This is a genomic window from Pseudonocardia sp. DxW, assembly GCF_058448985.1.
Genome location: NZ_JBZFLK010000003.1, coordinates 217,062 through 240,616, shown reverse-complemented (window position 1 = coordinate 240,616; position 23,555 = coordinate 217,062). Strand labels below are relative to the sequence as shown.

Annotated in this window: 23 protein-coding genes, 1 tRNA gene and 1 pseudogene; 21 read left to right on the top strand and 4 right to left on the bottom strand. The window is 73.1% G+C overall.

Annotated features, from left to right (window positions below; genetic code table 11):
• The first annotated feature begins 35 nt into the window (after positions 1-35).
• From ACVJO7_RS06250 to rplA, 5 genes are all read left to right on the top strand, one after another.
• Positions 36-111: transfer RNA gene (locus tag ACVJO7_RS06250), tRNA-Trp, on the top strand.
• A gap of 201 nt (positions 112-312) precedes the next feature.
• Complete coding sequence (gene secE / locus ACVJO7_RS06245; RefSeq protein ID WP_491672077.1) at positions 313-675, top strand: preprotein translocase subunit SecE; 363 nt, start codon at positions 313-315, stop codon at positions 673-675.
• Between the two features lie 60 nt (positions 676-735).
• Positions 736-1,692 carry a transcription termination/antitermination protein NusG gene (gene nusG, locus ACVJO7_RS06240; protein ID WP_491672076.1) on the top strand — a complete coding sequence of 319 codons (957 nt, stop codon included), beginning with the start codon at positions 736-738 and terminating at the stop codon, positions 1,690-1,692.
• Between the two features lie 71 nt (positions 1,693-1,763).
• The gene (gene rplK, locus ACVJO7_RS06235) at positions 1,764-2,198 is read left to right on the top strand and encodes a 50S ribosomal protein L11 (protein WP_344028001.1); all 435 of its coding nucleotides are present in this window, start codon (positions 1,764-1,766) and stop codon (positions 2,196-2,198) included.
• Positions 2,199-2,318: 120 nt separating this feature from the next.
• The gene (gene rplA, locus ACVJO7_RS06230; protein WP_344028005.1) at positions 2,319-3,044 is read left to right on the top strand and encodes a 50S ribosomal protein L1; all 726 of its coding nucleotides are present in this window, start codon (positions 2,319-2,321) and stop codon (positions 3,042-3,044) included.
• A 71-nt stretch (positions 3,045-3,115) separates the two neighbouring features.
• Here the strand turns inward: rplA and ACVJO7_RS06225 are convergent, their stop codons facing one another.
• From ACVJO7_RS06225 to ACVJO7_RS06210, 4 genes are all read right to left on the bottom strand, one after another.
• Positions 3,116-4,216 (bottom strand): CaiB/BaiF CoA transferase family protein, encoded by a 1,101-nt coding sequence (locus ACVJO7_RS06225; RefSeq protein ID WP_491672075.1) that lies wholly within the window; start codon positions 4,214-4,216, stop codon positions 3,116-3,118.
• Positions 4,217-4,269: 53 nt separating this feature from the next.
• Entirely contained in the window at positions 4,270-4,560 is a 291-nt protein-coding gene (locus ACVJO7_RS06220) for a hypothetical protein (protein ID WP_344028010.1), read from the bottom strand.
• A 134-nt stretch (positions 4,561-4,694) separates the two neighbouring features.
• Positions 4,695-5,105: a sterol carrier protein gene (locus ACVJO7_RS06215; protein WP_344028013.1), complete on the bottom strand. Its 411-nt coding sequence runs from the start codon at positions 5,103-5,105 to the stop codon at positions 4,695-4,697.
• Positions 5,106-5,236: 131 nt separating this feature from the next.
• Positions 5,237-5,884 (bottom strand): response regulator, encoded by a 648-nt coding sequence (locus ACVJO7_RS06210; RefSeq protein WP_491672074.1) that lies wholly within the window; start codon positions 5,882-5,884, stop codon positions 5,237-5,239.
• Between the two features lie 83 nt (positions 5,885-5,967).
• Here ACVJO7_RS06210 and ACVJO7_RS06205 point away from each other — a divergent pair, with 83 nt between their 5' ends.
• The 16 genes and pseudogenes from ACVJO7_RS06205 (at position 5,968) to rplJ (ending at position 23,554) form a co-directional block, all read left to right on the top strand.
• A complete protein-coding gene (locus ACVJO7_RS06205) occupies positions 5,968-7,281 on the top strand; it encodes a sensor histidine kinase (RefSeq protein WP_491672073.1) in 1,314 nt (437 codons plus the stop codon).
• Positions 7,282-7,361: 80 nt separating this feature from the next.
• Positions 7,362-8,471, top strand: coding sequence for an NDMA-dependent alcohol dehydrogenase (locus ACVJO7_RS06200; protein WP_344028022.1), 1,110 nt, complete (start codon positions 7,362-7,364; stop codon positions 8,469-8,471).
• A gap of 43 nt (positions 8,472-8,514) precedes the next feature.
• Positions 8,515-9,447 carry an oxygenase MpaB family protein gene (locus tag ACVJO7_RS06195; protein ID WP_491672072.1) on the top strand — a complete coding sequence of 311 codons (933 nt, stop codon included), beginning with the start codon at positions 8,515-8,517 and terminating at the stop codon, positions 9,445-9,447.
• A 159-nt stretch (positions 9,448-9,606) separates the two neighbouring features.
• On the top strand, positions 9,607-10,197 hold the full coding sequence (locus tag ACVJO7_RS06190; protein WP_344028029.1) for a TetR/AcrR family transcriptional regulator: 591 nt from the start codon (positions 9,607-9,609) through the stop codon (positions 10,195-10,197).
• A 318-nt stretch (positions 10,198-10,515) separates the two neighbouring features.
• Positions 10,516-11,637, top strand: a complete 1,122-nt coding sequence (locus ACVJO7_RS06185; protein WP_491672071.1) for an ABC transporter ATP-binding protein — start codon at positions 10,516-10,518, stop codon at positions 11,635-11,637.
• Positions 11,634-12,413: an MlaE family ABC transporter permease gene (locus tag ACVJO7_RS06180; RefSeq protein ID WP_344028035.1), complete on the top strand. Its 780-nt coding sequence runs from the start codon at positions 11,634-11,636 to the stop codon at positions 12,411-12,413. The genes ACVJO7_RS06185 and ACVJO7_RS06180 overlap by 4 nt, the downstream gene beginning before the upstream one ends.
• Before the next feature lie 3 nt (positions 12,414-12,416).
• Positions 12,417-13,262: an MlaE family ABC transporter permease gene (locus tag ACVJO7_RS06175; RefSeq protein ID WP_344028038.1), complete on the top strand. Its 846-nt coding sequence runs from the start codon at positions 12,417-12,419 to the stop codon at positions 13,260-13,262.
• Positions 13,259-14,695, top strand: a complete 1,437-nt coding sequence (locus ACVJO7_RS06170) for an MCE family protein (RefSeq protein ID WP_491672070.1) — start codon at positions 13,259-13,261, stop codon at positions 14,693-14,695. The genes ACVJO7_RS06175 and ACVJO7_RS06170 overlap by 4 nt, the downstream gene beginning before the upstream one ends.
• Positions 14,692-15,672, top strand: a pseudogene (locus ACVJO7_RS06165) (MCE family protein); the annotation flags it as partial. The gene ACVJO7_RS06170 and the pseudogene ACVJO7_RS06165, both read left to right, overlap by 4 nt.
• 284 nt (positions 15,673-15,956) lie before the next feature.
• Positions 15,957-16,922: an MCE family protein gene (locus tag ACVJO7_RS06160; RefSeq protein ID WP_358484897.1), complete on the top strand. Its 966-nt coding sequence runs from the start codon at positions 15,957-15,959 to the stop codon at positions 16,920-16,922.
• Positions 16,922-18,319 (top strand): MCE family protein, encoded by a 1,398-nt coding sequence (locus tag ACVJO7_RS06155; protein WP_491672069.1) that lies wholly within the window; start codon positions 16,922-16,924, stop codon positions 18,317-18,319. The genes ACVJO7_RS06160 and ACVJO7_RS06155 overlap by 1 nt, the downstream gene beginning before the upstream one ends.
• Complete coding sequence (locus ACVJO7_RS06150) at positions 18,319-19,626, top strand: MCE family protein (RefSeq protein WP_491672068.1); 1,308 nt, start codon at positions 18,319-18,321, stop codon at positions 19,624-19,626. The genes ACVJO7_RS06155 and ACVJO7_RS06150 overlap by 1 nt, the downstream gene beginning before the upstream one ends.
• Complete coding sequence (locus ACVJO7_RS06145) at positions 19,623-20,918, top strand: MCE family protein (RefSeq protein ID WP_344028054.1); 1,296 nt, start codon at positions 19,623-19,625, stop codon at positions 20,916-20,918. The genes ACVJO7_RS06150 and ACVJO7_RS06145 overlap by 4 nt, the downstream gene beginning before the upstream one ends.
• A 190-nt stretch (positions 20,919-21,108) precedes the next feature.
• Entirely contained in the window at positions 21,109-21,705 is a 597-nt protein-coding gene (locus ACVJO7_RS06140) for an Rv1363c family protein (protein WP_491672067.1), read from the top strand.
• Positions 21,706-21,789: 84 nt separating this feature from the next.
• Positions 21,790-22,701 (top strand): hypothetical protein, encoded by a 912-nt coding sequence (locus tag ACVJO7_RS06135; protein WP_491672066.1) that lies wholly within the window; start codon positions 21,790-21,792, stop codon positions 22,699-22,701.
• 292 nt (positions 22,702-22,993) lie between these two features.
• On the top strand, positions 22,994-23,554 hold the full coding sequence (gene rplJ, locus ACVJO7_RS06130; protein WP_358484908.1) for a 50S ribosomal protein L10: 561 nt from the start codon (positions 22,994-22,996) through the stop codon (positions 23,552-23,554).
• The last annotated feature ends 1 nt before the right edge of the window (position 23,555 follow it).

Sequence of the window (23,555 nt, the reverse complement as noted above, 5' to 3'; positions counted from 1 at the left end):
CCCGTCCCGCCGCCCTCAGGGGCGGTTCGGGGCATAGGGGTGTAGCTCAATTGGCAGAGCAGCGGTCTCCAAAACCGCAGGTTGCAGGTTCAAGTCCTGTCACCCCTGCCACGACGCCGCAGATCGCCGGACCGTCCGGTGGTGCGGTCGACGGCACGGACGACGAAGCAGAGCAGGTTCTCTCACACGGAGGACGTGACCGGCGGCGGGCGGGAGCCCACCGCGTGCGGAGGGCGAAGACGTGAGCGAGCTGGCGGGCGAACCTCTCGGCGCGGCGCGGACGCGACCGGCGAGCGTGGGCGAGGAGGGCTCGTGACCGACGAGAACGAGCCGGGCCGGCCCGAGCGGGAGCGCCCGAGCAACGCCGCCGACCGTCGTGGACGGCGGGCGTCCGGTGGCTCCGGGGCGGAGGACACCCCCGCCAAGGGGCGCGCCACCCCGTCCCGCGCCGCGGCCGCGGCGACCAAGGAGAAGAAGGTCTCGCCGATCGGCCGGGTCATCCGGTTCCTGCGCGAGGTCGTCGCCGAGCTCCGCAAGGTCATCTGGCCCAACCGCTCCCAGATGGTCAAGTACACCATCGCCGTTCTGATCTTCGTGTCGTTCATGGTGGCCCTGGTGTTCCTGCTCGACTCGGCGTTCGCCGAGGGCGTCGCATTCCTGTTCGGCAGGGACTGACACGAGCGGTGGACCGGGCCGACCGGTGACGACCGACATCGATAAGGAAGCGAGAAGGACGTGACCTCCGACAGCAACGTGCACGACGAGACGGCCGACGAGGCCGTGCTCGACGCGGTCGCCGAGCAGGCGGCCGACGAGACGCTGCCCGAGCAGTCCGTCCAGGACGCCGACACCGAGGCGGCGCACGGCGACGACGCGGTCTCCGGCGACTACACCGCCGCCGACGACGACTCGACCCCCGGTGCGGCCGCCGAGTCGATCGACGGCGAGTCGGGCGACGGCGAGCCGGCGGCCGAGGAGCCGGCGGCTGACGGCGCTGACAGTGCAGATGGTGCCGATGGCGCAGACGGTGCTGAGGGCGCCGCCGACGAGCCGGCCGAGGACGTCGACCCGGCCGAGGAGCTGCGCGCCGCGCTGCGCCGGGCCCCCGGCGACTGGTACGTCGTGCACTCCTACGCCGGCTACGAGAACAAGGTGAAGTCGAACCTCGAGACCCGGGCGCAGACCCTGGACGTCGAGGACTACATCTTCCAGGTCGAGGTGCCCACCGAGGAGGTCACCGAGATCAAGAACGGGCAGCGCAAGAAGGTCCAGCGCAAGGTGCTGCCCGGCTACATCCTGGTCCGGATGGAGCTCAACGACCAGTCCTGGGGCGCGGTGCGGAACACCCCGGGCGTGACCGGCTTCGTCGGTGCCACGTCCAAGCCGTCGCCGCTGTCCATCAACGAGGTCGTGAAGTTCCTGCTGCCCAAGACCGAGGCCCCGGAGAAGAAGACGGAGACCGGCAAGGCCGGCGCCGCCTCCGGTGGCTCGTCGTCGGGCGGCGGGACCGCGACCGTCGAGGTCGACTTCGAGGTCGGCGAGTCGGTCACCGTCATGGACGGGCCGTTCGCGACGCTCCCCGCGAGCATCAGCGAGGTCAACGTCGACGCCCAGAAGCTCAAGGTGCTCGTCTCGATCTTCGGCCGGGAGACCCCGGTCGAGCTCGGGTTCAACCAGGTCTCCAAGATCTGACCGGGTACCTGCGAGAGACGCCCGCGGCAAGGCAGGGCCGCGGCGTGTACATCGATCACTGAGGAACGGACATGCCCCCCAAGAAGCGGAAGCTCTCCGCGATCATCAAGCTCCAGATCCAGGCCGGCGCAGCGACGCCCGCCCCGCCGGTCGGCCCTGCACTGGGTCAGCACGGCGTCAACATCATGGAGTTCTGCAAGGCCTACAACGCGGCCACCGAGGCCCAGCGCGGCAACGTCGTGCCGGTCGAGATCTCGGTGTTCGAGGACCGCTCGTTCACCTTCGAGCTGAAGACCCCGCCGGCGGCCCGGCTGCTGCTGAAGGCGGCGGGCGTCGACAAGGGTTCCGGCGAGCCGCACAAGACGAAGGTCGCGACCGTCACCCGGGCCCAGGTCCGGGAGATCGCCGAGACCAAGTTCCAGGACCTGAACGCCAACGACCTGGACCAGGCGACGAAGATCATCGCCGGGACCGCGCGGTCGATGGGCATCACGGTCGAGGACTGAGCGAGGCTCGCCGAGCGAGCATCGGGACTGAGCGAGGCTCCGTCCACACACTTTCCGTACGCGTGGGAGAGCCGGGCGCGGCTCGGACCACGACCTGACCTCACAAGGAGCAGAGGACAGATGGCAAAGCGCAGCAAGGCCTACCGCGAGGCCGCCGCGAAGATCGACGCGGACCGCCTCTACTCGCCGCTCGCCGCGGCGACCCTGGCCCAGGAGACGTCCAGCAAGAACACCGACTCGACCGTCGAGGTCGCGCTGCGGCTGGGCGTCGACCCCCGCAAGGCCGACCAGATGGTCCGCGGGACCGTGAACCTGCCGCACGGTACCGGCAAGACCGCCCGGGTGATCGTGTTCGCCACCGGTGACAAGGCCGCCGAGGCCGAGGCCGCCGGTGCGGACGCGGTGGGCTCCGAGGACCTGATCGAGCGCATCCAGGGTGGGTGGCTCGACTTCGACGCCGCCATCGCCACCCCGGACCAGATGGCCAAGGTCGGCCGGATCGCCCGCATCCTGGGCCCGCGTGGCCTGATGCCGAACCCGAAGACCGGCACCGTGACCCCGGACGTCACCAAGGCGATCAACGAGATCAAGGGTGGCAAGGTCAACTTCCGGGTCGACAAGCAGGCCAACCTGCACCTGGTGATCGGCAAGGCGTCGTTCGAGACCGAGAAGCTGGTCGAGAACTACGGCGCCGCGCTGGACGAGATCCTGCGGCTGAAGCCGTCCGCCGCCAAGGGCCGTTACGTCAAGAAGATCACCGTCTCGACGACGACCGGCCCGGGCATCCCGGTGGACCCGAACCGCACCCGGAACCTGCTGGCTCCGGACACCGACGAGCAGGACTGACCTGCCCCGTCCGCACCACGCCGACGCCCCCGACCCCGGATCCGGAGCCGGGGGCGTCGGCGTGTGTGGGGTCAGGACCAGTCGGCGAGGACGGCGTCGACGTCCTCCGGGCCGGACCCGCGGGTCGCGGTCGCGGTGCCGGTCCGCGAGAAGCGCGGCGCCGGCGCGGCCTGGCGGACACCGTCGGCGGTGACGATGGTGCTGCGCGCCGCCAGGTGCGGGTTGTCGGCCGCCTCGGTGAACGACAGCACCGGTGTGGTGCAGGCGTCGGTGTGCTCGAACACGGCGGCCCACTCGTCGCGCGGCTTGGACGCGAACACCTCGGTGAACCGGGCCCGCATCGCGGGCCAGCCCGCCTCGTCGTACTGCGGGCCGAGCGCGTCGGCGTCGAGTCCGAGGCCGGCGATCAGCTGGGCGTAGAACTGCGGCTCCAGCGCACCGACGGCCATGTGGCCGCCGTCGGCGCACTCGTAGACGTCGTAGAAGGGCGCGTGCCCGTCGAGCAGATTGGCGCCGCGCTCGTCGGTCCAGGCGCCCTGGGCGAGGAAGCCCCGGAACATCTGGCTCAGCATGCTCACGCCGTCCACCATCGCGGCGTCGACGACCTGGCCCTCGCCGGAGGCGCGGGCCTCCCAGAGCGCGGCCAGCACGCCGATGACCAGCAGCATCGAGCCGCCGCCGAAGTCGCCGACCAGGTTCAGCGGCGGCACCGGGCGCTCCCCGGCCCGGCCGATCGCGTGCAGCGCGCCGGTCAGCGAGATGTAGTTGATGTCGTGCCCGGCGCGCGGCGCCATCGGGCCGTCCTGGCCCCAGCCGGTCATCCGGCCGTAGACCAGGCGGGGATTGCGGGCGTGGCACTCGGCGGGGCCGACGCCGAGCCGTTCGGTGACGCCCGGCCGGTAGCCCTCCAGGAGCACGTCGGCCTTCTCCACCAGCCGCAGCACGGTCTCCCGGCCCGCCGGGTCCTTCAGGTCGGCGGTGACCGTGCGGCGGCCGCGGACGGTGGGATCGGGCACCGAGTCCGAGCCGATCTGCAACCCGCCCGAGGGGCGGTCGATCCGCACCACGTCGGCGCCGAGATCGCCGAGGATCATCGCCGCGTGCGGTCCCGGCCCGATCCCGGCCAGCTCGATCACCTTCAGTCCGGCCAGCGGACCCCTGCCCCGTGTCACCGGCGGCCTCCCGTTGCTCTGCGTGTACCGGGACGATAACCGGCGCGGGTCCGTTACTCGTAGTCCCAGACGTCCTTGCCGAGGTCGCGGACCGGATGGTCGGTGCCGTCCCGTTCCTGGATCGTGTAGGTGTAGCGGCCGTGCTGCCAGCCGTCGCGCCGGGCGACCTCCAGCAGGCAGGCCTCGGCCCAGCCGTGCCACTCGTCGAACCCCTCGGGCAGCGGGTCCGGGACGTCGCACTCGATCTCGGTGATCGGGTGCAGGACGCCGCGCAGCGGCTGCCACATCTGGACGTCCAGCCAGAGGCTCGCCGGGCCGGTGCCGTCGTGGGTGGCACTGCTCATGGGGGACCTCCGGGACCGGGTTCCGGCCACGCCGGCGGTGTGGCCGCCGATCATGGTGACCGGACCGGCAGTATCGGAGAGCGCGTCCCGAATAGCTCGTCAGGAGGTACGACGACCACCTGATCGGGTGATCGTCAGGCCTTCAGGAGGTCGTCCCGGCCGGCCGTCTCGAGCTTCTGGCGGTACGGGCCGAACAGCCGCTTCGCGGTGGGCAGCAGCTTGAGCAGCTTCGACACCGGTCCCTTCGCGCGGACCTCGCCCTTGGCCATCGCGACCGGGAGCACCACCTTGCCCAGCCAGAACCGGTTGCCGGTGTCGGCGGACATGAACAGCTCGATGTTCGGTGCCGGGCCGTTGCCCGCCCCGGTGTGGATCTCGGAGTTGGGCATGTCGACGGTGAGCACGGCGTCCGGGTCGGTGTAGGTGATGCGCAGGACGATCCCGGTCGGCGCCAGCTTGGCGACCAGGTCCGGGTCCTCGAGGCCGAGCCGGAAGACCCCGCCCAGGTACTCGTAGACCTCGGCCTCGTCGGCGAACACGGCCATCAGCGCCTCCTCGCGAGATGTTCGGCGGTCGGACCGCCGTACGGCGCGGGCGAGTCTGCCCGGTGATCGACCGGGCCCGCACCCCGCGACCGGGCCAGCGCTGGCCCACGCGGGCCGGTTCGCCGGTGCCGTCAGTCGAGCAGACCGCAGCGGCCGGCCAGCGCGGCCGCCTCGATCCGGTTCGACGCCCCCAGCTTGTGCAGCAGCGAGGCGATCATCCGCTTCGCGGTCCGCTCGCTGACCAGCAGCGGCCGCGCGATGTCGGCGGTCTCCAGGCCGCGGGCGAGCAGCGTCCACAGCTCGATGTCCCGCTCGCCGAGCCGGTCGAGCAGGCCGTCGCCGGTCCGGTCGGCGGCGGTGAGCAGTGCGTCGAGCAGTTCGGCGCGGAGCACCCGGACCCCGGCGGCGATCGCCAGCAGCGGCGCCACCAGCACCTCCGGATCGGCCGACTTGCCGAGGTAGCCCTCCGCCCCGGCGCGCATCGCGGCCGCCGCGAGATCGAGGTCCTCGGTGCCGGACAGCGCCAGCACCCGGGTCGCCGGGTAGGCGGCCTTGATCCGCCGGATCGTCTCCACCCCGCCCAGCGGGGGCAGGGCCAGGTCGACGATCGCGATCCCGGCGCCGTGCCGGCCGACCAGTGCGACGGCGTCCTCGCCCGCGGTGGTGGAGCCGGCCACCCGGAAGGTGCCACCGGCCCGGGACTCGAGCAGGAGCGCGAGCCCCTGGGAGAACAGGGCGTGGTCGTCCACGATGACGACGACGTGCGGCTCGGCGGGCACGGCGGCGAGCCTAGTGTGGGCGCCGCCGACCATCCCGGGTGGCGCCGGGGGACGACGTCTGCGGTAGGGAGCGGGCCGACCCGATGATCAGCCGAACCTCGCCGGACGGTCCGCCGGGGGACCTCGCCGCGGAGCTCCCGGAACGGACCGCGGAGGAGCGCACCGCCGTCGTGCTGCGGCTGTGCGTGGTGGTCGCCGCGGTGGCCCTGCTCGTCGTCCGGCCGGAGCTCGCCCGGGGCGGGACCGCGCTCGCCGCCGGCCTGATCGGGCTCGCCGCGGTGTACGCGCTCGCGCTCGCCGCCGCCGCGGTCCGGCGCGGCACGCTGCCGGTCCGGCCGGCCGTCCTGACCGGTGTGGACGGTGCACTCGCGGTGGTCGCCCTGGGGCTGACCGGCGGTGTGCAGAGCCCGATGGTCGCCGCGCTGCCGCTGGTGGTCATCGCGATCGCGCTGCGCGGCGGCCCCCGGGTCGGCCGGGTCGCGGCGCTGGTGCTCGGGCTCGCCGCCGGGCTGGCCGGGCTGCTCGGCTCGGACCCGGCGGTGCCGGTCACCGAACGGGTCTTCGACGGCCTGTGGTGGACCGGCTTCCTGTTCGCGACCGCGGTGCTGGTCGGCGTCCTGGTCCGGCTGCTGGAGCGCCAGGTCGCCGACATCGCGACCACCCGGGCCCGCGCGGAGAGCGAGCACGAGCGCTACCTGTCCGAGCGGGCGCTGCGCGACCGGCTGGTGTCGCAGAGCCGGGCCCGGCTGGACGGCGCCCGGGTGGTGCTGCACGAGTTCCGCACGCCGGTGGCGTCGCTGTCCGCGCTGTCCGCCGATCTGGCCGCCGAGCGCCTCACCGGCGACGCCCGCCGGACCGCGGCGCGGCTGCTCGCCGATCACGCGGTGCACCTGCAGGACATGCTGGACGGGCTGGCTGATCTCGCCGTCGCCGACGGCAGCCCGCTCGGCCGGGACCGGCCCCGGCGGGTCGCGCTGGCCGAGCTGGCCGACGGGGTGCTGGACGCGGCGGGGATCGCCGCGCACCGGCGCAGGCCGATCGTCGAGGCGCCCGGTGCCGCCGTGCACTGCGATCCGCAGCGGCTGCGCCGGCTGCTCACCAACCTGGCCGAGAACGCGGCCCGGCACAGCGGCGACGAGCCGGTCGAGCTGTACCTGGCGCACGACGGCGCCACCCTGACCGCCGAGGTCCGCGACCGCGGTCCCGGCCTGCCGGCCGGCCAGGAGGGGGTGGTGACGGCGAAGGGGGTGGCGCTGGGGGAGCGGCGCGGCACCGCGGGCCTGGGGCTGTGGATCGCCGAGGCGCTCGCGTCGGCGATGGACGGCGAGCTGAGCCTGTTCCCGCGCGAGGGCGGCGGCCTGACCGCCCGGCTCACCCTGCCGCTGCCGGCCGCCTGACCCGGTGTGGCACCCGGGGGCCACGGCTGGCGCGGACGGCGGGTGTGCCGGTGGGCCGGGGGCGGCCAGGATCGTCCGCCATGCGGACGACGGCAGCGGTGCTGTGGGAACCGGGCGGCAAGTGGGAGATCGAGGAGCTCGATCTGGACCCGCCGAACGCCGGTGAGGTGATGGTCGAGCTCACGGCGTCGGGCCTGTGCCACTCCGACGAGCACCTGGTGACCGGGGACCTGCCGGCCGTGCTGCCGATGGTCGGCGGCCACGAGGGTGCCGGCCGGGTGATCGAGGTCGGCCCCGGGGTCACCGAGGTCGCGGTCGGCGATCCGGTGGTGATGACCTTCCTGCCGTCCTGCGGCCGCTGCCCGTACTGCGCCAGGGGCCTGCCGAACCTGTGCAACGACGGCGCCGGCGCCACGCTCGGCCCGCAGCTGGACGGCAGCTACCGGTTCCGCAGCGCGGACGGCACCGAGATCGGCCAGATGTGCCTGCTCGGCACGTTCGCCCGGCACACCGTGGTCCCGGTGAAGTCCGTGGTGACGATCGACGAGGGATTCCCGCTGGACCTGGCGGCGCTGGTCGGCTGCGGGGTCACCACCGGCTTCGGCTCCGCGGTGCGCACCGCCGAGCTGCGGGCCGGCGACACGGCGGTGGTCGTCGGCGTCGGCGGGATCGGGGCGAACGCGGTGCAGGGCGCCCGGATCGCCGGCTGCCGGTACGTCGTCGCCGTCGACCCGGTCGGGTACAAGCGCGAGCGGGCACTGGAGCTCGGCGCCACGCACGTCGCGGCGAGCATCGACGAGGCGTGGGAGACGGTCAGCGAGCTGACCCGCGGGCAGCTCGCGGACGCCGCGATCCTCTGCACCGGGGTGGCGGCGGGCGCCGACCTGCAGCCCGCGCTGCAGCTGGTCGGCAAGCGCGGCCGGGTCGTCGTCACCGCGCTGGCGAACGCCGACGAGGAGACCGCCACGCTGTCCCTGCTCGACCTGACGCTCTACGAGAAGCAGATCCGCGGCGCGCTGTTCGGCAGCTCCGCCGCCCAGCACGACGTGCCGCGGCTGCTGGAGATGCACAACCTGGGCCAGCTCAAGCTGCGCGAGCTGATCACCCGCGAGTACTCCCTCGACCAGGTCAACGAGGGTTACGAGGACATGCGGGCAGGGCGCAACATCAGGGGTCTCATCCGGTACTGACCCGGTACCGGCAGCACCGCTCCGACGGCGAGGGGGCCGCACGTTGAGCATCACCAGCACACCGATCACCCGGATCCGCCCGGACCGCTACCACCGGCGCGACGCGCTGGCCGCGCTGGACCCGGCCACCGACCACGTCGAGATCTACCGGGCGCTGTCCGGGCTGGAGTTCCCGTGGGACATCCAGCAGGCACTGTCGCTGGCGCTGTTCCGCACCTACGCGGTCCCCTCGATCGGCCGGTTGCTGGCCGCGACCGGGGAGTTCACCGAGCGCACCCAGAAGCGCTACGACGACACCGGACTGATCCTGGAGACGGTGCTGGCGAACGGCTTCGAGCACCCCGAGGGGCGCGCGGCGGTCCGCCGGATGAACCAGATGCACCGCTCCTACGACATCTCCGACGACGACCTGCGCTACGTGCTGTGCACCTTCGTCGTGGTGCCGCTGCGCTGGGTGCAGCGCTGGGGCTGGCGCCGGCACACCGAGGTGGAGAAGGTCGCCACCGCGAACTACTACCGCGAGCTCGGCAGGCACATGGGCATCCGCGACATCCCGGCGACCTGGCAGGAGTTCGAGTCGCTGCTCGACGCCTACGAGGCCGAGCACTTCGGCTACGACCCGGGCGGGCGCGCCGTCGCGGACGCGACCCTGGACCTGGCGACGACCTTCCCGCCGAACGACCGGGTGCCGGCGGCACTGAGCCGGACGTTCCTGCTGGCACTGATGGACGAGCCGCTGCTCGACGCGCTCGGCTACCCGTTCCCGCCGCGACCGGTGCGGATCGCGGCCGACGCGGCGCTGCGCGCCCGGGCCGCGGTGGTGCGCCGGATGGCGGTCCGGACCGAGCCGTTCTCGCTGCAGCAGTCGCCGAGCATCCGCAGCTACCCGGACGGCTTCGACGTCCGTGAGCTGGGGACCTTCCCGGCCACCTGCCCGGTTCCGCACGACGCGCGCCGGGCCGGCCCGGCCGCCTGACATCCCGCCCGATCGGGCGTCGCGACACCACCGTTTCGACCTGTACATGACATAAGTTATGTTATGGTCGACGGATGGGGCTGACCCGACGGACAGGGTGCCGGATCCGCCTGCGTGGCACCCTTGTCCGCGCACGGCGGACGAGGGGGGCGGAGTCGGGTGGCCAGACGAGTCGGCGGCCAGGTCGCCGCCGAGCAGTACTACGAGGCCGCCATGTCGATCCTCGCCCGGGACGGCGCGGCCGGGCTCAAGATCGGCCCCCTGTGCCGCTCGCTCGGCGTGACCAGCGGCTCCTTCTACCACCACTTCGGGGGCTGGGCCGGCTTCGTGCGCGGGCTGCTGCAGCACTGGGAGGCCGAGCAGACCGGCCGGGTGGTCGAGCTGGCCCGCGCGCACGCCGATCCGGTCGAGCGGATGACGGTCGTCAAGCGGCTCACCGTGGAGCTGCGGCACGACGCCGAGGCGGCGATCCGGGCCTGGGCGCAGATCGACGGCGAGGTCGGCCGGGCCCAGGCCAGGGTGGACCTGCAGCGCCGGATCGCGCTGGAGCAGGTCGTCGCCGACGTGGTCGCCGACCGGGCCGACGCGCACCGGCTCGCGGTGTTCGGCATCTCGCTGATGGCCGGCTTCCAGCAGACCTGCGACCCGCGCGACCGCGACCTGCTCCGGGACCTGTTCGACGACTTCCAGCGGCTGATCCTCACGCACGCGCCCGAGTCGATGCGGGCCGTCACGCCGCCGATCGGGTGATCATGCGACCGGATGGCGCCCGTCCGGTCTCGATCCGGGAACGGTCACCGTCCGGCCGTTCGGCCCAGCGGACTGCCCGCTCGGGAGTAACTGTTACCCACGGTCCGCAACATTCCGGCCCGAACGTCGACGCTGGGTGACCATAACGTAGTTCATGGTACGGAACTGGTGCCGGACCGGCCCCATACCTCGAGTAACCCCTGCCCTCCCGCCTCGTTGTGCCGTTCAGCACCGTCGAGTGGCCCGTGCTCCCCGCGCTCCCCGCGCCTCCTGGGTCCCCGGTGTCACCGAACGGTCGATTGCGCAAGGAGGCGGCACGTGACCGGTGTCGAGGTGAAGGTCGAGGGACTGACGAAGTCCTTCGGTCGGGCCAACATCTGGTCGGACGTGTCGCTGACGCTGCCGCCGGGCGAGGTGTCCGTGCTGCTCGGTCCCTCGGGCACCGGGAAGTCGGTGTTCCTGAAGACCCTGATCGGGCTGCTGAAGCCCGAGCAGGGGTCGATCGTGATCAACGGTGTGGACCTGGTCCGGTGCTCGGAGTCCGAGCTCTACGAGATCCGCAAGCTGTTCGGCGTGCTGTTCCAGGACGGTGCGCTGTTCGGGTCGATGAACCTGGTCGACAACATCGCGTTCCCGCTGCGCGAGCACACGCGCAAGTCCGAGGCGCAGATCCGCGACATCGTCGCGGAGAAGATGGAGATGGTCGGGCTGCAGGGCGCCGAGGGCAAGCTGCCCGGCGAGATCTCCGGCGGTATGCGCAAGCGGGCCGGGCTGGCCAGGGCGCTGGTGCTGGACCCGGCGATCGTGCTGTTCGACGAGCCGGACTCCGGCCTGGACCCGGTGCGCACGGCGTACCTGAACCAGCTGATCATCGACCTCAACGCGCAGACCGACGCCACGTTCCTGATCGTCACCCACGACATCAACTCGGCGCAGACGGTGCCCGACAACATCGGCCTGCTGTACCGCAAGCACCTGGCGATGTTCGGTCCGCGGGAGGTGCTGCTGACCTCCGACGAGCCGGTGGTGGCGCAGTTCCTCAACGGCCGCCGCGAGGGCCCGATCGGGATGTCGGAGGAGAAGGACGCGGCGCAGGCCGCGCGGGAGATGGAGGAGGCCGGCGAGCTGCAGGGCCTGCCGCCGATGAAGCCGCAGCTGGAGGCGTCCACCGGGATGCCCGACCGGGCCGCGGTGCACCGCCGCCGGGAGCGGGTCGACGCGATGCTGCACGAGCTCCCGCCGGCCGCCCGGCAGGCGATCCTGGAGGCCCGCGGCGAGAACCCCACCGCGCAGTGGGCGCCGGCCGGCGACGGCAGCACCCGCGAGTACGCCCGGGACGCCGCCGACACCGACGACCGGCCCACCGACATCCACCCGCGGATCACCGACGACACCCCGCCACCGGCCGGCCGGCACCAGCTCTCGGAGGGCGACCGGTGACCGCGCCCAGCCCGGTCGTCCGGGCGCTCACCCCGGTCGGGAAGTTCATCGGCCTGGGCATCGAGATCGGCAGGCAGTCGCTGCGCAGGCCGTTCCAGTGGCGCGAGCTGATCGAGCAGATCTGGTTCGTCACCAAGGTCTCGGCGCTGCCGACCGCGCTGTTCACCATCCCGTTCGGCGCGACGATCGCACTGCTGCTCGGTGAGCTGACCCGGCAGTTCGGCGCCCAGTCCCAGACCGGCGCCGGCGCGGTGCTCGCGATCGTCCAGCAGGCCGCCCCGATCGTCACCGCGCTGCTCATCTCCGGCGCGGGTGGGAGCGCCGTCTGTGCCGATCTCGGCGCGCGGACCATCCGCGAGGAGATCGCCGCGATGGAGGTGCTCGGCATCTCGCCGATCCAGCGCCTGGTCGTGCCGCGAGTGCTCGCGATGGGCATCTGCGCGGTCGTGCTGAACGGGCTGGCCACCGTCGTCGGGGTGTCCGGCGGCTACTTCTTCAACGTGATCATCCAGGGCGGCTCGCCCGGCGCCTACATCTCCAGCTTCTCGGCGATCGCCCAGGTCTCCGACATCGTCGTCTCGGAGGTCAAGGCCTTCCTCTTCGGCATCGTCGCCGGCGTCGTCGCCGCCTACCGCGGCCTCAATCCGCCGCCCGGTGCCAAGGGCGTCGGCGACGCCGTGAACCAGGCCGTCGTCATCTCCTTCGTCCTGGTCTTCCTGATCAACCTGGTCCTCACCGCCCTGTACCTCGAGCTCGTCCCGCCGAAGGGCTTCTGACACATGGCCACCACCCCACTCGGCGCCCGGGCCCGCAGGGCCGCGCAGGCCCCGCTGAACCAGCTCGAGGAGCTGGGCGAGCAGCTCTCGCTCTACATCCGGTCCATCCTCTGGATCCCGAAGACCGTCACCCGGTACAAGAAGGAGATCGGCCGGCTGCTGGCCGAGGTCTCGTTCGGCTCCGGCGCCCTGATCGTCATCCTCGGCACCGTCGGCGTGATGGCGTCGCTCTCGCTGTTCGTCGGGTCGCTGGTCGGGCTGCAGGGCTTCCGGGCCCTGGACGCGCTCGGCGTCGAGGCGATGACCGGCTTCATCACCGCCTACTTCAACACCCGCTCGATCGCCCCGCTGGTCGCCGCCGCGGCCCTCACCGCGACGCTCGGCGCCGGCTTCACCGCCCAGCTCGGCGCGATGCGGATCTCCGAGGAGATCGACGCGCTGGAGGTCATGGCGGTGCCGTCGGTGCCCTACCTGGTGACCACCCGGGTGATCGCCGGGATCATCGCGATCGTCCCGATCTACACCCTGGGCCTGCTCGCCAGCTACGCGGCGGCCCGGCTGAACGTCACGCTGATCAACGGGTTGCCGGGCGGCACCTACGACCACTACTTCAACCTGTTCCTGCCGGTCAGCGACGTGCTGCTGTCGTACCTCAAAGTGATCATCTTCGCCACGGTGATCATCCTGATCCACTGCCACTACGGCTACTCGGCCAAGGGCGGACCGGCCGGCGTCGGCGTCGCGGTCGGCCGGGCGGTGCGGCTGTCGATCGTCAGCACCGCGATCATGGACTTCTTCCTGACGCTGGTGATGTTCGGTACCTCGACCTCGGTGCGGGTGGCCGGATGAGGTCCACGAAGAGAGTCCTGCAGGGCCTGGCGTTCGTCACCGTGATCGTGGTGCTGATCGGCCTGGCGATCGGCCAGTACGCCGGCCTGTTCTCGGCCGGCGTGCCGGTCACGCTGAACATCTCCCGGGTCGGCACCCAGATGCAGGAGCGCGCCGACGTCAAGGTGCGCGGGCTGATCGTCGGCCAGGTCGACGAGGTCACCACCGACGGCGAGACCACCAGCATCCGGATGTCGATGAACCCGGACATGATCGACCTGATCCCGGAGAACGTCGAGGCGCAGCTGCTGCCCAAGACGCTGTTCGGCGAGAAGTTCGTGTCGCTGGTCCCGCCCGCCGCGCCGTCCACCGCCCGGCTGGCCGCCGGCGCGACCGTCCCGGAGGACCGCAGCCAGGCGGCGATCGAGGTCGAGCGGGTGCTCGACGAGCTGCTGCCGCTGCTGCAGGCGGTGCGCCCGCAGGACCTGGCGACCACGCTCGGCTCGCTGTCCCAGGCGCTGCAGGGCCGCGGCGACCAGCTCGGCGAGACGCTGGTCGCGCTGAACACGCTGACCGAGGGGCTCAATCCGGCCGTCCCCGACCTGCAGGAGGACATCCGGCAGCTCGCGACGTTCGCCGACAACCTCGACGCCGCCGCACCCGACCTGCTCGACGCGGTGGACGACCTGGCCGTCACCAGCGCGACGATCGTCGAGAAGCGAGAGGGGCTGCGCAACCTCTACCGGTCGATCACCGGCGCCTCCGACGACCTGCGCGCCTTCCTCGACGCCAACGGCGAGAACCTGATCGGCGTCGCGTCCGCCAGCCGGCCGACGCTGGAGACGCTGGCCCGGTACTCGCCGGAGTTCCCGTGCCTGACCAGCCAGCTCGTCGATCTGGTCCCGAAGATCAACGACGCGATCCGGCCGGGCACCGACCGGGTCGGCGTCAACATCACGCTGGAGATCGTCGCGAACAAGGGCAAGTACCTGCCGAACCAGGACGAGCCCGAGTACGCCGACGACCGCGGCCCGCGCTGCTACCCGATCCCGACCCCGGACGGCACACAGTACCCGCCGGACGGCCCGTTCCGGGACGGCTCGGTGCCCGGCCCGCCGCCCGCCGGGCAGCCGATGGGCAATCCGGAGGACTTCGGCGTCGAGACGTTCGGGACCTACGACGGGACGAACAGCTGGGACCTGGTGCAGGACCAGAGCGCGGAGAACTCGGCGGGCCTGCTGCCGCCGCTGACCGGCGCGCTCGGGCAGCTCGGCATCGAGCCGGCGTCGCACCAGGGATCGGTGGACATGGGCGTCGCGAACTCGGCCGGTGAGCAGGAGGTCGTGGCGCAACTGCTGGCCGCCCAGCAGGGCGGCTCGCCGCAGGCCGTCCCGGCGTGGAGCAGCACGATGGTCGGACCGCTGCTGCGCGGTGCGGAGGTGACGCTGACATGAGCCGCTCCCCGCTCTCCCCGCTGATCAAGTTCCTGGTGTTCGCGGTGGTCACCGCGCTCGGCACGACCGTGCTCGGCCTGACGATCGCGAACGCCCGCGGCGGCGACACGGTCGAGTACACGGCCCGGTTCACCGACGCGAGCGGCCTGCTGCGCGGCGACGACGTGCGGATCGCCGGCGTCGTCGTCGGCTCGATCACCGACGTGCGGGTGGTCGACCAGCGGATCGCCGAGGTCGCGTTCAACGTGGACTCGACCACCCCGCTGCCCGCCTCGGTGGGCGCCGGGCTCAAGTACAAGAACCTGATCGGGCAGCGCTACCTGGCGCTGGAGCAGGGCCCGGGCCCGACCGGCGAGACGCTGCCGGCCGGCGGCCAGATCCCGCTCGACCGGACCCGGCCGGCGCTGAACCTGACCGTGCTGTTCAACGGCTTCCAGCCGCTGTTCCAGGGCCTCGACCCGGAGCAGATCAACCGGCTCTCGATGGAGATCGTGCAGGTGCTGCAGGGCGAGGGCGGCACCGTGCAGAGCCTGCTCGCGTCGACCTCGTCGCTGACCAACTCGATCGCCGACCGGGACCAGGTGATCGGCCAGGTGATCGACAACCTGAACGCCGTGCTGGCGACGGTGAACGAGAACGACGAGGGCCTCAACGAGCTGATCAGCTCGCTGCAGGCGCTGGTCTCCGGGCTGGCCCAGGACCGGGAGCCGATCGGCGAGGCGATCGAGTCGATCGGGACGCTGACCCAGGTCACCGGCTCGTTCCTGGAGGACGCGCGGCCGCCGCTGCGCGACGACATCCGCAACCTGGGCGACCTGGCCGCCGAGCTCGACGAGGGCCGCCCGACGATCGAGCGGTTCCTGGAGTACGCGCCGTTCAAGCTGAACCGGATCGCCCGGGTCGGCTCGCACGGCAGCTGGTTCAACTTCTACCTCTGCGGGCTGGACGGCCAGGTCGGGCTCTCCCCGATCATCCCGCCGACCTCGCTGGAGGACCTCGGCCTCGACGGGCTCGCGCAGAACCCGGAGCGCCGCTGCGGCCCGGACCCGTCCGGCATCGGCGCGGGCAACACCGTCCCGACCGACGGCTCGGCGCCCGGCGGCGAGCACGGCGACAACCGCGCCCAGCCGGAGTCGAACCCGCTGATGCGCGACCCGGGTACCGAGTCGGTCGGCACGCTCCTGGAGCCCGCCGCGCCGACCGGGCCGGGCGGCGTCGGCGACGGCGACCCGACCGCGCTGCTGGCGCCGGGAGGAAACTGATGGCACAGGCAGGGCAGAAGCGGCCCGTCCTGGTCGCCACGATCGGGCTGGTGACCGTCGTGGCGCTCACGCTGGCCGCGTTCAACTTCGAGACGCTGTTCTCCGGCGCGACCCGCTACACCGCGCAGTTCCCGGAGGCGGCCGGCCTGCAGGCGCAGGACCGGGTGACGATCGCCGGCGTCGAGGCGGGCCGGGTGCAGAGCGTCGAGCTGGCCGGCGATCACGTGCTCGTCGCGTTCACCGTCGACGACGCCTGGGTCGGCAACCGCACGACCGCCTCGATCGAGATCGCCACGCTGCTCGGCTCGAAGTTCCTCGCGCTGGACCCGCGCGGGGACGCCGAGCAGGACCCGGGCGAGCCGATCGGCCGGGACCGCACGAAGTCCCCGTTCGACGTCGTGGACGCCTTCAACGAGCTGTCCGGCACCATCGACCAGCTCGACACCGACCAGCTGGCGGCCAGCCTGGACACGCTCTCGGACACCTTCCGGGACACCCCGCCGGAGATCCGCGGGGCGCTGGACGGCCTGTCCCGGCTGTCCACCACGATCTCCAGTCGGGACGCCGAGCTCAAGCAACTGCTGGCCAACACCCGGCAGCTCTCGACGACGCTGGCCGACCGCCGCGGCGACGTCGTGAAGCTGGTCGAGGACGGCAACCTGCTGCTCGCCGAGCTGCAGCGCCGCAAGGACGCGATCTCCGCCCTGCTCGACGGCGTCCGGACGCTGTCGGTGCAGCTGCGCGGCCTGGTCGCGGACAACTCCGAGCAGCTGCGGCCGGCCCTGGAGACGCTGGACCGGGTGCTCGCCGTGCTGGAGGAGAACCGGGACAACCTCGGCGAGATCCTCGACAAGGAAGCGGTGTTCATCCGGGTGTTCGGCAACGCGCTCGGCAACGGCCGCTGGTTCGACAACTACCTGTGCGGGCTGCTCCCGCCGGCGATCCCGCTCGGGGGTGACTGCTGATGGCCTCCTGGGCCAACGACCGCCGCGCGATCCAGCTCGGCGCGCTGGTCGCCGTGGTCGCCGTGCTCGCGGCGACCGGCGTCTGGATGATCACCTCCGGCGGCGGCCGCCCGGTCACCGCCTACTTCACCAACGCCGCCGCGCTGTTCGAGGACAACGACGTCCGGGTGCTCGGCGTGCCGGTCGGCAAGATCGACCGGATCACCCCGGAGGGCGACCGGGTGCGGGTCGACATGACCATCACCGACGACGAAGTCCGGCTCCCCGCCGACGTCCGGGCCGCGGTGATCTCGCCGAGCCTGGTCACCGGCCGCTACGTGCAGCTGACCCCGGTCTGGACCGGCGGCCCGGAGTGGGACGGCTCGCCGATCCCGCTGGAGCGGACCGCGTTCCCGCTCGGGGTGGACGACCTGACCCGGACCGCGACCGAGCTGTCCCGCGCGCTGGGGCCGCAGGGCGCCAACGCCGACGGCTCGCTGAACGACGTGCTCGACGTCGCCGCGGAGAACCTGGACGGCAACGGGCGCGCCCTGAACGACACGATCCGCAACCTCGGCGGGCTCTCGGCGACGCTGAGCGGCTCCAGCGAGGACCTGTTCGGCACCATCACCGAGCTGCAGAAGTTCGTCGCCACCCTGCGCGAGAACGATCCCGGGGTGCGCGAGCTGAACGAGCGGCTCGCCGACGTCACCGGCTTCCTCGCGAGCCAGCGGGGCGAGCTGGGCGGGGCGCTGCACGAGCTGTCGTTCGCGCTCGGCGAGGTCTCCGACTTCGTCGAGGACAACCGCGGCACGCTGCGCTCCAACGTGGACAAGCTCGCCAACGTGACCCAGGAGGTCGTCGACCACCAGCGCGCGCTGGCCGAGATCGCCGACTCCGCGCCCGCCGCGCTGGGCAACCTGGCGAACATCTACAACGGCTCGTCGGAGACCCTGGACACCCGGGCGAACATCAACGAGCTGGCCTACCCGGCACCGGTGATCGTCTGCGAGCTGCTGCGGCGGACCGGCGCGACGATCCCCGGTGACCTGCTCGAGCCGGTCACCGGACTGTGCGGCGATCTCGCGCCGATCCTGGACGGGATCGTGCCGCTGCCCTCGCCGCAGGAGATCATCACCCAGCTCCAGCAGGGCGGCCCGGCGGCGAACCCGGCGGTGCCGCAGCTGATGCCCGGCTCGCCGCTGTCGCTGACCGATCCCGGCTCGCAGCTGCGCGACCCGGGCACCGCGCCGCCGCCGGCCCCCGGCCCGGCGCCGGCGGAGGCCCCGTCCGGGACCGCGCCCGCGAGCCCGACCCCGGCGCCGTCGTCGTCCCGGCAGGCGACGCCGACTCCGGTGCCCGAGCCGCAGGAGCGCAGCGGCGGCCTGTTCGGCGGCCTGTTCGGAGGTGGATCGTGATGGCCCGGACCGGCCGGACCGGCCGGGTGGCCGCACTGCTCACCGCGGTCGCGGTCACCGCGAGCGGCTGCGGCGTGATCAACGGCGGGCTCCGCGGGGTGCCGCTGCCCGGTGGTGCGAACCTCGGCGACGACCCCTATCCGGTGCGCATCGAGTTCCCGGACGTCGTCGATCTCGTGCCGCAGTCGATCGTGCGGGTCGGCGACGTGCCGGTCGGCGCGGTCGAGTCGGTGTCGGTCGAGCCGGAGCGCTGGAACGCCGTCGTCACCGTGCTGGTGAACGGCGACGTGCAGCTGCCCGCGAACGCCACCGCCCGGGTGCGCACCACCTCGCTGCTCGGCGAGAAGTTCGTCGAGCTCGCCTCGCCGGACGGCCCCGGGCAGGGCGATCTCGCCGAGAGCGGGCAGATCGCGCTGGCCGGCACCAGCCGGGCCGCCGAGGTGGAGGAGGTGCTCGGCGCGCTGTCGATGCTGCTCAACGGCGGCGGCGTCGCGCAGATCCGGACCATCGCCACCGAGCTGAACAACGCGCTGTCCGGCCGGGAGCCGGAGGTCCGCGCGCTGCTGGGCAACCTGGACCAGCTGGTCGGCTCGCTCGACGACAGCAAGGACGACATCAACCGCGCGCTGGACAGCGTGAACCGGCTGTCCGCGACGCTGGCCGAGCGCCGCGGCCAGATCCGCACCGCGCTCAACGACATCAGCCCGGGCCTGCGCGAGCTGGAGGCCCAGCGCGCCCAGCTGGTCGGCATGCTGCAGGCGCTCGACCGGCTCTCCGGTGTCGCGACCGACGTGGTCAACCGCTCCCGCGACGACCTGATCGCCGACCTGGAGGCGCTGCGGCCGATCCTGCGCAACCTGGCCGACTCCGGGCAGGACCTGCCGGACTCGCTGGAGCTGCTGCTCACCATCCCGTTCACCGACGCGGCGACCGACGCCGTGGCCGGTGACTACGCGAACCTCTACGTGACGCTCGATCTCGACCTGGGGTCGGTGCTGCGGAACATCCTGAACACCCGTCAGTCCGGCCTCCCGCTGGACCCGGGCCGGCTCGCCGAGCTCCCGCCGACCGCGCAGCTGCTCACCCCGCTGCTCGGCGGCGGGGCGCCGGCCGCGCCGCCCGTGCCGGGCGTCCCGCAGCTGCCGCTGCTCGGACCGGAGCAGCAGACGCCGGAGCCCGCCCCGGAGGGCGGCGCCGCGACGCCCGCGCCGCCCGGTTCGACCCCGCCGCCGACCCCGGCCCCGACCCCGGCTCCCGAGCCGGGACGCGGCGGCCTGCTCGGCGGACTCTTCGGAGGTGGATCGTGATCACCAGGACCGTCCGCTGGCAGCTGATCGCGCTGGCGATCGTCACGGTCGTCGGGGTCGGCTACGCCGGCTTCCGCTACGCCGGGCTGGACCGGATCTTCGGCGCGACGACCTACCCGGTCACCGTGCAGCTCGCCGAGTCCGGCGGGATCTTCACCGGCGCGAACGTGACCTACCGGGGCGTGACGGTCGGCCGGGTCGGCCCGCTGACGCTCTCCGACGCCGGCGTCGACGTCCAGCTGGACATCGACAACGGCGCGCCGGAGATCCCGGCCGACGCGACCGCCGTCGTCGGGAACCTGTCGCCGATCGGCGAGCAGTTCGTCGACCTGCAGCCGGTCGCCGACGGCGGCGAGACGCTCGCCGCGGGCACCGTCATCCCGCAGGAGCGCACCCGCACCCCGATCGAGATCAACACCTTCCTCACCGAGCTGGACCAGCTCGTGTCCACGGTGCCGCAGGACTCGCTGCGCACCGTCGTCGCCGAGCTCGGACAGGGCTTCCAGGACACCGCCCAGCCGCTGCAGCAGCTGCTCGACACCTCCGGCGAGTTCACCCGGGCCGCCACCGAGGCGCTGCCCCAGACGACCGCGCTGATCCGGGACGCCCGCCCGGTGCTGACCACCCAGAACGAGGTCGCGCCGCAGTTCCGCGAGTTCGCCGGCGGACTGCGCGAGATCGCCGAGCAGCTGCGCGAGTCCGATCCGGACATCCGCCGGATCATCGACGACGGCCCGCGCACCGGCGAGCAGGTCAGCGCGCTGCTCCGGGAGAGCGGGCCGGGCCTCGGCGAGTCCGTCGCGAACCTGCGCACGGTCGCCGAGCTGCTCGAGCCCCGGCAGGCCGGGCTCCGCCAGATCCTGGTCACCTACCCGGGGCTGGTCGCCATCGCGCCGAAGGTGGTGCCCGGCGACGGGACCGCGCACCTCGGCCTGGTGGTGAACCTGTTCGATCCGCCGGTGTGCACCCGCGGCTACGAGGGCACCGCCAACCGGGGCGCGCTCGACGTGAGCGAGACGCCGGTCAACGAGGAGGCCCGCTGCGCCGAGCCGCCCGGCAGCCCGACGTCGGTCCGCGGGATGCAGAACGCGCCCCGGCCGGAGCCGCTGGAGGTGCCGGACTACTCCGGGAACTCCGGGCACCCGAGCTTCGGCGGCGGACCGGTGGACCGGCCCCGTGACTTCGGGCCCGCGCCGCGGCCGAACGCCGGCTCGCTCGGCGACGACGCGGTCCGCCGGACGAGCGGGCCGGACCTGGTCACCGACGCCGCACAGATCCTGCTGGGCGGGTGAGCGCGGTGCGCACCGCACGCCGCCCCGCCCGCACCGCGGTCGCGTCCCGCACGGGACGCGGCAGCCAGCACGACCGCGGGAACCGCGGCCGTCCACCCGGACGGCCCGCCCCCCGGCCGGTCCACCGGTCGCCCTCCGGCGCGACCACCGAGCGGCTGTGCCCCCGCAGCCGGGAGGAGGAACGCTCCCCATGAACACCGAACTCGACGAACGCCCGGCCTCCGGTGCCGACTCCGGTGCCGACTCCGGTGCCGATCCCGGTGCCGGGGCGGCCGCGCCCGGCCGCTGGGCGCGCGCGCTGCCGCTCGCGGCGGTGGCCGCGGCCGTGGCGGCGCTGCTGCTCGGCGCGCTGTGGCTGTTCGCGCTGAACAGCGACGCGGTGCAGGTCGCGCAGGCCCGCGACGAGGCGCTGCGCGACGCCCGGCAGGCCGTGGTCAACCTCAACACGCTCGACCACGCCGACCCGCAGCGCGGGCTGGACCTGTGGATCCAGTCGTCGGCGGGATCGGTGCGCGACGAGTTCGTGCAGAACCGCGACGCCTACGCGCAGCTCGTCAGCGAGCAGGGCCGCACCACCTCGGCCGAGGTCACCGACGCCGCCGTCACCGAGGTCGATCCGCGGGCCGGTACCGCGCGGGTGCTCGCCGGCGTCGACGTGACCGTCACCGCGGAGGGCGGCGAGCCCGCCGTGACCCGCCAGCGCATCGAGCTCGGCATGTTCCGGACCGACGACGGCTGGAAGGTCGACGCCCTGGAACCGCTCGTCACGCCCGGCGCAGGCGGCTGACACCGCGCGCCCCCGGGCGTCCACCCACCGGCGGCCCGACCGGCCGCCCCCGCTCCCAGGTCGACCACCCCAGGAGGTCACCGCATGTCCACCCCCCGTCGCCGCCCCGCGGGTGGCATCCGCCGGCCGCAGGTCGCCGGGCGGCCGCGCACGGCCCGCCCCGGATCCGAGCACGACGAGCACGGCGAGCCCGGCGAGCACGGCGGTCTCGCCCTCGACGACCGCGCCGCCGATACCGCCCCGGCCGGCCCCGGCGCCGCCCCCACTGCGCCGGCCCGCCCCGCCGACACCGGCACCGGACCCGGCGGCCCCGGTGGCCGCGCCGCCGAGGGCAGCAGCGCCGCCGGGGACAGCAGCGCCGCCGGGGGCAGCAGCACCACCGGGGGCCCTGCCGGACCGGGCAGCACCGGCCCGGCCGACACCGCGGACGACCCGCCGGCCTCCCGGGCGCGCGGCCGGGCCGCCGCCCTGCTCACCGCCCCGGCGACCACCCGGGGCGCCGCGGCGCTGCTCGCGGTCACCGTGCTGCTGACCGCGGCGGCGGTGTTCTTCGGCGTCTCCTGGTACCGCACCGCCTTCACCGGCTCGGCCGGGAACACCGCACTCACCGACGTCGGTGCCACCGCCCAGGTCAGCGAGCAGGTCACCGAGGCCGTCACCAAGGTCTACTCGTTCGACCACGCCCGGCTCCAGCAGGCCGAGGACGACGCCCGCGCCGTCATCACGCCGGAGTTCCAGCCCGAGTTCGACCGGATCTTCGGCAGCGTCCGGGAGCTCGCGCCGCAGCAGAACGCCGTCGTCACCGCGACGATCCCGAAGTCAGCGGTCGCCCGCATCGACGGCGACGACGCGTCGGTCTACGTGTTCGTCAACCAGGTCATCCGCCGCGAGGACGACGCCGGCGTGCCCCAGGAGGGCGCCGCGGCCGCCCGGCTGCGGGTCGACGCCCAGTTCGTCGACGGCCGCTGGAAGATCTCCGCCATGAACCCGGCCTGAACCCGGCCCGGGCCCGTCCCACACCCCCGGTGCACGGGGGTGCGGGACGCAGGCGTACCGTTGTCGTCGATCCACCGAAGACCGCAGGTCTGCCCCCCGGACTCGTCCGGAGGCACGAAGGTCCCGGAGCACCGGGCGACCCGCGCAGGAGGACGAGGCGATGCAGGGCGCTCGGCGCCCGCACGATCTTCACGCCCCGTGCCCTGCGCACGGGGCGTTCGTCGTCTCTCGGGGTCCGGGCGGTGGCACACCGCAAGAGCACGAGGACCAACCACCCGAGAGGAGGGCAGCGATGGCACGACCCGACAAGGTCGCGGCGGTCGACGAGATCGCCAACCGGTTCCGCGAGTCATCCGCGTCGGTCGTCACCGAGTACCGCGGGCTCAGCGTCGCCAAGCTGACCCAGCTGCGCCGGGACCTGGGTGCGACCGCGAACTTCCGCGTCGCGAAGAACACCCTGGTCAAGCGTGCGGCAGCGGACGCCGGGGTGCAGGGTCTGGACGACCTGCTCGCCGGCCCGACCGCGATCGCGTTCATCCAGGGCGAGCCCGTCGACGCGGCGAAGGCGATCAAGACCTTCGCCAAGGAGAACCCGGGCCTGTCCATCAAGGGCGGGTACATGGACGGGCGCGCCCTGTCCACCGCCGAGGTGGAGCAGCTCGCGGACCTCGAGTCCCGCGAGGTGCTGCTCGGCAAGCTCGCCGGCGCGATGAAGGCCAACCTGTCGAAGGCGGCGACGCTGTTCAGCCAGCCGGCCTCGCAGGTCGCCCGGCTCGCCCAGGCGCTGGCCGACAAGAAGGCCGACGGCGAGCCCGCCCCGGCCGCGGCCGACGGCGACTCCGCCGAGAGCTGAT